Origin of the sequence: Stenotrophomonas maltophilia (genome assembly GCF_013464915.1) — a bacterium.
Taxonomy (GTDB): Bacteria; Pseudomonadota; Gammaproteobacteria; order Xanthomonadales; family Xanthomonadaceae; genus Stenotrophomonas; species Stenotrophomonas maltophilia_AT.
The window spans coordinates 103,460-110,397 of the sequence record NZ_RAVT01000022.1 but is presented as its reverse complement, the minus strand read 5'-3'; the positions used below and the strand labels follow the sequence as shown (position 1 = coordinate 110,397).

Genomic DNA, 6,938 nt, shown 5'->3' with positions numbered 1-6,938 from the left:
GGCCGGCGCCCCCCCCCCCCCCCCCCCCCCCCCTCGCCCCCCCCCCCCCCCCCCCCCCCCCCCCCCCCCCKCGSCCCCCATCGGCCCCCATCGGCCCCACCTATTCGCCGCCCCTCACCGCTTGGCCCCGGCGGAGTATGCTGGCCACATGCAGACCTCCACCGAGCTTGCGCGGCCGATCGACCGCTATTTCGCCAGCTACTCCGACGACCACCGCAATGTGATCAACCAGCGCATCCACGTGGTGGCGGTACCGGCGATCCTGTGGTCGGTGGTAGCCCTGCTGTGGTGCCTGCCGCCGCTGATCACCTGGTTCCAGTACGGCATCTGGTCGGCATTCGCGATGTTCAGCGCCTGGTGCTTCTACAACAAGCTGTCGCGCCCGCTGGGCATCGGCATGCTCATCCAGTTCTTCGTATTCGGCTGCCTGTGCCGTCTGCTGGAGGCCGAAATCGGCCTGCACAACCTGTTCTGGCTGGCGGTGGGCGTGTTCGTGGTGGCCTGGATCGCGCAGTTCATCGGCCACAAGTTCGAGGGCCGCAAGCCCAGCTTCCTGACCGACCTGACCTACCTGCTGATCGGCCCGGCGTGGGTGATGGCCAAGTTCTACCGCAAGCTCGACTGGCGCTACTGACACGCCGGCAGCCGACAACGACCGTCGTTTCCTGAACGGGCAGATCCCGTCACCCGCACTCCACGACGGCCCTGCCAGCCTGCACCGGTGATCCGCTCCCCATCGCCCGCCCGTCGACGGCAGCCCCTGTGCGACAGGGCCTGCGGTCTCCCTGCGTGGGCGTAGGGTGTCCTCCGAGGGCAACCGGGGAGGAACCACAGGAGCGTGATGCTGCGCTGCAGAAAAAATGAATCAGCGGACGTTACATGCAATTGATCGCTGTTCGATGGGTTTCGGCGACATTTCGCAGCCTGTTATCCTCCCTGACCTGCTCGTGAATCATGGATTCCCTGCATGCTCCCCAGCCTGCCCCTGCTGCTGGCCCTGCCGTTCCTGATGGCAGCGGCTGTTGCGGCCTTCCCCCGTAGTTCGCGCTCGACTGCTGCCTGGCTGGCGGCGCTGGCGCCGTTGGGCGGGCTGGCCATCCTCGGCTGGCTCACGCCGTCCGTGCTCGATGGCCAGGTGGTCCGCACCCTGGTGCCCTGGCTGCCGCAGATCGGGCTGGACTTCACCCTGCGCCTGGACGGGCTGGCCTGGATGTTCGCCGGGCTGGTGCTGGGCATCGGCGCGCTGGTGGTGCTGTATGCGCGCTACTACCTGAGCCAGCAGGACAACGCGCACCGCTTCTACTGCTACCTGCTGCTGTTCATGGGCGCCATGCTGGGCATGGTGCTGTCGGGCAACCTGCTGTTGCTGATGATCTTCTGGGAAATGACCAGCATCAGCTCGTTCCTGCTGATCGGCTTCTGGTCGCACCGCCAGGACGCCCGCGAAGGCGCACGCATGGCGCTGGTGATCACCGGCGGCGGCGGCCTGGCCCTGCTCGGTGGCGTGCTGCTGATCGGCCGCATCGTCGGCAGCTTCGATCTGGACGTGGTGCTGGCCGCCGGCGAGCAGATCCGCGCCAGCGCGCTGTATCCGTATGCCCTGTTCCTGGTGCTGGCCGGCATCTTCACCAAGAGCGCGCAGTTCCCGTTCCACTTCTGGCTGCCGCACGCGATGGCGGCGCCGACCCCGGTCTCGGCCTACCTGCACTCGGCCACCATGGTGAAGGCGGGCGTGTTCCTGCTGGCGCGCCTGCACCCGGCGCTGGCCGGCAGCGACCTGTTCTTCTACACGGTCAGCGGCATCGGCGCGCTGACCCTGCTGATCGGCGCCTGGAACGCGATCTTCCAGCACGATCTGAAAGGCCTGCTGGCCTATTCGACGATCTCGCACCTGGGCCTGATCACCCTGCTGTTCGGCCTGTCCACGCCGATGGCGGTGGTCGCCGGCGTGTTCCACATCCTCAACCATGCCACCTTCAAGGCCTCGCTGTTCATGGCCGCCGGCATCATCGACCACGAGACCGGCACCCGCGACATGCGCAAGCTGGGCGGCCTGAGGAAGCTGATGCCGTTCACCAGCGCGCTGGCGATCATCGCCTCGTTGGCGATGGCGGGCATTCCACTGCTCAACGGCTTCCTGTCCAAGGAAATGCTGTTCGCCGAGGCACTGACCGCCGGCGGTGGCCCGGGCGCGATGCGCACGGCGGTATCGATCGCCGCGCTGCTGGCCGGCGTGTTCGGCGTGGCCTACAGCCTGCGTTTCGTGCACGACACCTTCTTCGGCCCTGGCCCGCACGACCTGGACCGCGTGCCGCACGAGCCACCGCGCTGGATGAAGGTGCCGGTGGAGCTGCTGGTGGTGATCTGCATCGCAGTGGGCGTGGCACCGGCACTGACGGTGGCGCCGGTGCTGCATGCCGCTGCCGCCTCGATCCTCGGCAACGCCATGCCCGAATACAGCCTGGCGGTGTGGCACGGCTTCAACCTGCCGCTGGCGATGAGCGCGATCGGCGTGGTTGGTGGCGTGGCGCTGTACTTCGGCCTGCGCAAGCTGATCAACCTGCACGGCGTGGAAACCCGAACCACCGGCCGCAATGTGTTCCATGCGCAGCTGGATGCGATTTCCGCGCTGGCCATGCGCCTGACCAACGGCATCGCCAATGGCAGCCTGCAGCGCATGCTGCTGGGCCTGGTGCTGGTGGCGATCGTGGTCGCCGCCGCGCCGTTCGTGGCCAACCCGGCCTCGCCGAACTGGACCGCGCCGCAGCCGATCCCGCTGCTGGGCTGGGCGCTGTGGCTGGTGATGATCTCCTGCGCGGTGGCCACCCTGCGCGTCTACAAGCAGCGCCTGCTGGCAGTGCTGCTGGTCGGCGGCGTCGGCCTGATGGTGGCACTGACCTTCGTGTTCCTGTCCGCGCCGGACCTGGCGCTGACCCAGCTGCTGGTGGAGATGGTCACTCTGGTGCTGATGCTGCTGGGCATGAACTACCTGCCCGCGCAGTCCGGGCCGGAGCGACCGCGCTGGCGCAAGCGGCGCGACGCGGTGATCGCGATCATCGCCGGCGCCGGCCTCGGCGCACTGGCCTATTCGGCGATGACCCTGCCGCCGACCACCATGGCCGGCGAACTGCTCGCCCGCGCCCTGCCCGAGGCGTACGGCCAGAACGTGGTCAACGTGATCCTGGTCGACTTCCGCGGCTTCGATACCTTTGGCGAGATCACCGTGTTCGGCATCGCCGCGCTGGTGGTGCACGCACTGCTGCGCCGCACGCGGATGGCACCGGAGCAGATCATGCCTGGCCCGCCGATCAAGCTGCCGGTGCCGGCCGACCTGGCGCAGATCATGTTCCCGCTGACGCTGACCGTGTCGATCTTCCTGTTCCTGCGCGGCCACAACGCGCCCGGTGGTGGCTTCATCGCCGGCCTGGTACTGGCGGTGCCGCTGCTGATCCAGTACGTGATCCAGGGCACTGCCTCGGTGGAATCGCGCTTCGGCTTCGACTACATCCGCTGCATCGGCATGGGCCTGCTGATCGCCCTGCTCAGCGGCAGCGCGTCGATGCTGTTCGGCGTGCCGTTCCTGACCAGCGGCCACCTCGACCTGCACCTGCCGCTGATCGGCGACGTGCCGCTGGCCAGCGCGATTGGCTTCGACATCGGCGTCTACCTGGTGGTGTTCGGCGGCGCCATGCTGATGCTGTCGATGATGGGCACCATCAAGCCGTCGCGTACCCGTACCGCCCGCAAGGGTGAGATCGACCTGCAACGCCGTTCGGCCCGCACCGGGGAGATGGACTGATGGAACTGGCCCTGGCTACCGCGATCGGCGTGCTGACCGCCATCGGCATCTACCTGCTGCTGCGTGCGCGCAGCTTCGATGTGATCCTCGGCATGACCTTCCTGTCCTACGCCACCAACCTGCTGATCTTCGCCGGTGGCCGCGTGGTACTGGGCAAGGCGCCGGTGCTGCAGGAAGGCGTGGACAGCCACCTCGGCAACTACACCGACCCGCTGCCGCAGGCGCTGGTGCTGACCGCGATCGTGATCGCCTTCGCGATGACCGCGGTCAGCATCGTGCTGGCCATGCGCAGCCGCAGCGACAACCACAGCGACCATGTGGACGCCCACGAGCCCGACGACGACCTGCAGGATGAGCGCGTGCCGCCACGCCAGGGCGAGGACCGCGCATGAACCATCTGGTGATCCTGCCGATCCTGATTCCCCTGCTCGGCGCCGCGCTGTCGCTGTTCGTCGAACACCGCCGCTACGGCCCCAGGGTGCAGCGCGCGGTGGCGTGGACCGCGCTGTCGGCGCTGGCGCTGGCGGTGGGCCTGCTGTTCGCCAACACCGCCAGCGGTGACATCAACGTCTACCTGCTCGGCGACTGGCCGTCGCGCCTGGGCATCGCGCTGGTGGCCGACCGGCTGTCGGCGTGGATGCTGCTGACCACCCTGCTGCTGGCCATTCCCTGCCTGCTGCATGCCTGCTCGGGCTGGGACCGCCGCGCGCCGCACTTCCATGCACTGTTCCAGTTCCAGCTGGTCGGCCTCAACGGTGCGTTCCTGACCGGCGACATCTTCAACCTGTTCGTGTTCTTCGAGGTGATGCTGATCGCCTCCTACGGCCTGCTGCTCAGCGGTGGCCGTGGCCTGCGCATGCGCATCGGCCTGCATTACGTGGTGTTCAACGTCACCGCCTCGACCCTGTTCCTGATCGCACTGGGCCTGCTGTACGCCTCGCTGGGTTCATTGAACATGGCGGAACTGTCGCAGCGCATTGCCGAGGTGCCACCGGCGCAGCTGACGCTGGTAAAGGCCACGATGGGCCTGTTGCTGCTGGTGTTCTGCGCCAAGGCCGCCTTGATGCCACTGTACCTGTGGCTGCCGGAAGCCTATTCGCGCGCGCCAGCCGCCGTGGCCGCCCTGTTCGCGATCATGACCAAGGTCGGCCTGTACTCGGTGCTGCGCATCCAGATGCTGTGGTTCGGCGATGACGCGGGCGCGATGGCCGGCTATGGCCGCGACTGGCTGCTGTGGGCCGGCGTGGCGACGCTGGTGCTCGGTGGCCTCGGTGCGCTGGCCGCGACGCGGCTGCGCGTGCTGATCTCGTACCTGGTGATCGTATCGGCGGCCACGCTGTTCATCGCCTTCTCGGTCGGCATCCCGCAGGTGCTCTCGGCCGGCCTGTACTACCTGCCGCACAGCAGCTTCGTGGCCGCGGCGCTGTTCCTCATCGCCGATCTGATCCGCCGCCGCCGTGGTGGCGCCAGCGACCGCAAGGAAGTGGTCGCGCCGATGCCAGGCAAGGAAACGCCGGCGGTGCTGTTCCTGATCGGCGCGGTATCGGTGGCCGGCCTGCCGCCGCTCTCCGGCTTCCTGGCCAAGGCCGCCCTGCTGGCCGGCATGCCGGCGCAGTACACCGGCCCGGTCTGGACCGCGGTGCTGGTCAGCAGCCTGCTGGTGATCATGGGCCTGACCCGCGGCGGCATCCGCCTGTTCTGGCGCGTGCCGCCGGTCGACCCCGATGCACCGAAGCCGCGCAAGGCACGCCTGCGCCGGGTCGAGCTGTACGCCGCCTGCATCCTGCTGGCCTATGGCATCGGCATGACCCTGGCTGCCGCCCCGTTGATGCGCTACACCGACGCCACCGCTGCACAGCTGCTGCACCCCAGCGAATACGTGCAGCAGCTGCGCGCGACCACGCCGGAGATCCGCCAGCCATGACCGCCCAGCGCTCCCTGTTCCGCCGCGTCATTCCCTCACCGATGCTCAGCATCATGGTGGTGGCGTTCTGGCTGCTGATGTCCGACAGCTTCACCCTCGGCCAGATCATGCTGGGCCTGCTGCTGGGCGTGGTGGTGCCGCTGTTCGCCGCGCGCCTGGACCGCGAATTCGCCCGCATCGGCACGCTGCGGCCGCTGCCCAAGCTGTTGTGCGTCACCCTGTGGGACATCCTGATGTCCAACATCCGCGTCGCCATCCAGGTGCTGGGCCCGGAAAAGAACATCCACCCGGGTTTCATCTGGCTGCCGCTGGACATTGCCAACATCCATGGCATCGCCGCGCTGACCAGCATGATCACGCTGACCCCGGGCACGGTCTCGGCTGCGCTCAGTGACGACCGCAAGTACCTGCTGGTGCACGTGCTGCACCTGGAGGACCCGCAGGACCTGATCGATACGATCAAGCGCCGTTACGAGGCGCCGTTGATGGAGATCTTCCCATGACCGGTTTTGAAGTCATCCAGACCACGCTGGTGGTGTGCATGCACGTGGTCGGCCTGGCCATGCTGCTGGCCACCTGGCGCCTGCTGCGCGGGCCGACCGTGCCCGACCGCATCCTCGCGCTGGACACCCTGTCGGTGACTGCGATCGCCGAGCTGATGCTGTTCGGCATGTACCTCAATTCGCCGATCTACTTCGAGGCCGCGCTGATCATCGCCATGCTCGGCTTCGGCAGCACCGTGGTGTTGAGCAAGTTCGTGCTGCGCCGGGACATCGTCGAATGATCACCGCGATCCAGATCGGCCTGTCGATCCTGCTGCTGTTCGGCTGCTTCTTCATCCTGGTCGGCGCACTGGGCCTGGTGAAGCTGTCCACCTTCTTCAAGCGCCTGCACGCACCAACCAAGGCCAGCACGCTGGGCGTGGGCTGCGTGCTGGTGTGTTCGGTCTGCTACCACATCTTCCTGGGCCAGGACCCGCAGCCGCGCGAGCTGCTGATCACCGTGTTCCTGTTCATCACCGCACCGATCAGCGCGCACATGATGGCCAAGGCCGCGCTGTCGCTGCTGATGGAGAAGCGCCCCAGCCTGCCCGGCAACGAGCCGGTTGCCGAAGAACAGATGCCTCCGCCGGAACCGGTGCGGGAAGAAGAGCACGCGCAGAATCGGTAGTGCCGGCCGCTGGCCGGCATGGTGACGCCCGGTGGGTGGCGACCG

7 protein-coding genes are annotated in these 6,938 nt (G+C 67.7%); all 7 read left to right on the top strand.

Annotated features, from left to right (window positions below; genetic code table 11):
- Positions 1 to 148: 148 nt before the first annotated feature.
- The 7 genes from D7T59_RS07950 (at position 149) to D7T59_RS07920 (ending at position 6,893) form a co-directional block, all read left to right on the top strand.
- A complete protein-coding gene (locus D7T59_RS07950; protein WP_005411329.1) occupies positions 149 to 634 on the top strand; it encodes an Mpo1 family 2-hydroxy fatty acid dioxygenase in 486 nt (161 codons plus the stop codon).
- Between the two features lie 333 nt (positions 635 to 967).
- A complete protein-coding gene (locus D7T59_RS07945) occupies positions 968 to 3,799 on the top strand; it encodes a monovalent cation/H+ antiporter subunit A (RefSeq protein ID WP_180853389.1) in 2,832 nt (943 codons plus the stop codon).
- Complete coding sequence (locus D7T59_RS07940) at positions 3,799 to 4,191, top strand: Na+/H+ antiporter subunit C (protein ID WP_005419863.1); 393 nt, start codon at positions 3,799 to 3,801, stop codon at positions 4,189 to 4,191. Before D7T59_RS07945 ends, D7T59_RS07940 begins: the two co-directional genes overlap by 1 nt.
- The gene (locus tag D7T59_RS07935) at positions 4,188 to 5,723 is read left to right on the top strand and encodes a monovalent cation/H+ antiporter subunit D (protein WP_180853388.1); all 1,536 of its coding nucleotides are present in this window, start codon (positions 4,188 to 4,190) and stop codon (positions 5,721 to 5,723) included. Before D7T59_RS07940 ends, D7T59_RS07935 begins: the two co-directional genes overlap by 4 nt.
- Positions 5,720 to 6,226, top strand: a complete 507-nt coding sequence (locus D7T59_RS07930; RefSeq protein ID WP_180853387.1) for a Na+/H+ antiporter subunit E — start codon at positions 5,720 to 5,722, stop codon at positions 6,224 to 6,226. The genes D7T59_RS07935 and D7T59_RS07930 overlap by 4 nt, the downstream gene beginning before the upstream one ends.
- The gene (locus tag D7T59_RS07925) at positions 6,223 to 6,507 is read left to right on the top strand and encodes a K+/H+ antiporter subunit F (protein ID WP_005411334.1); all 285 of its coding nucleotides are present in this window, start codon (positions 6,223 to 6,225) and stop codon (positions 6,505 to 6,507) included. The genes D7T59_RS07930 and D7T59_RS07925 overlap by 4 nt, the downstream gene beginning before the upstream one ends.
- Positions 6,504 to 6,893 (top strand): Na+/H+ antiporter subunit G, encoded by a 390-nt coding sequence (locus D7T59_RS07920; protein WP_164138191.1) that lies wholly within the window; start codon positions 6,504 to 6,506, stop codon positions 6,891 to 6,893. The genes D7T59_RS07925 and D7T59_RS07920 overlap by 4 nt, the downstream gene beginning before the upstream one ends.
- Positions 6,894 to 6,938 lie beyond the last annotated feature (45 nt).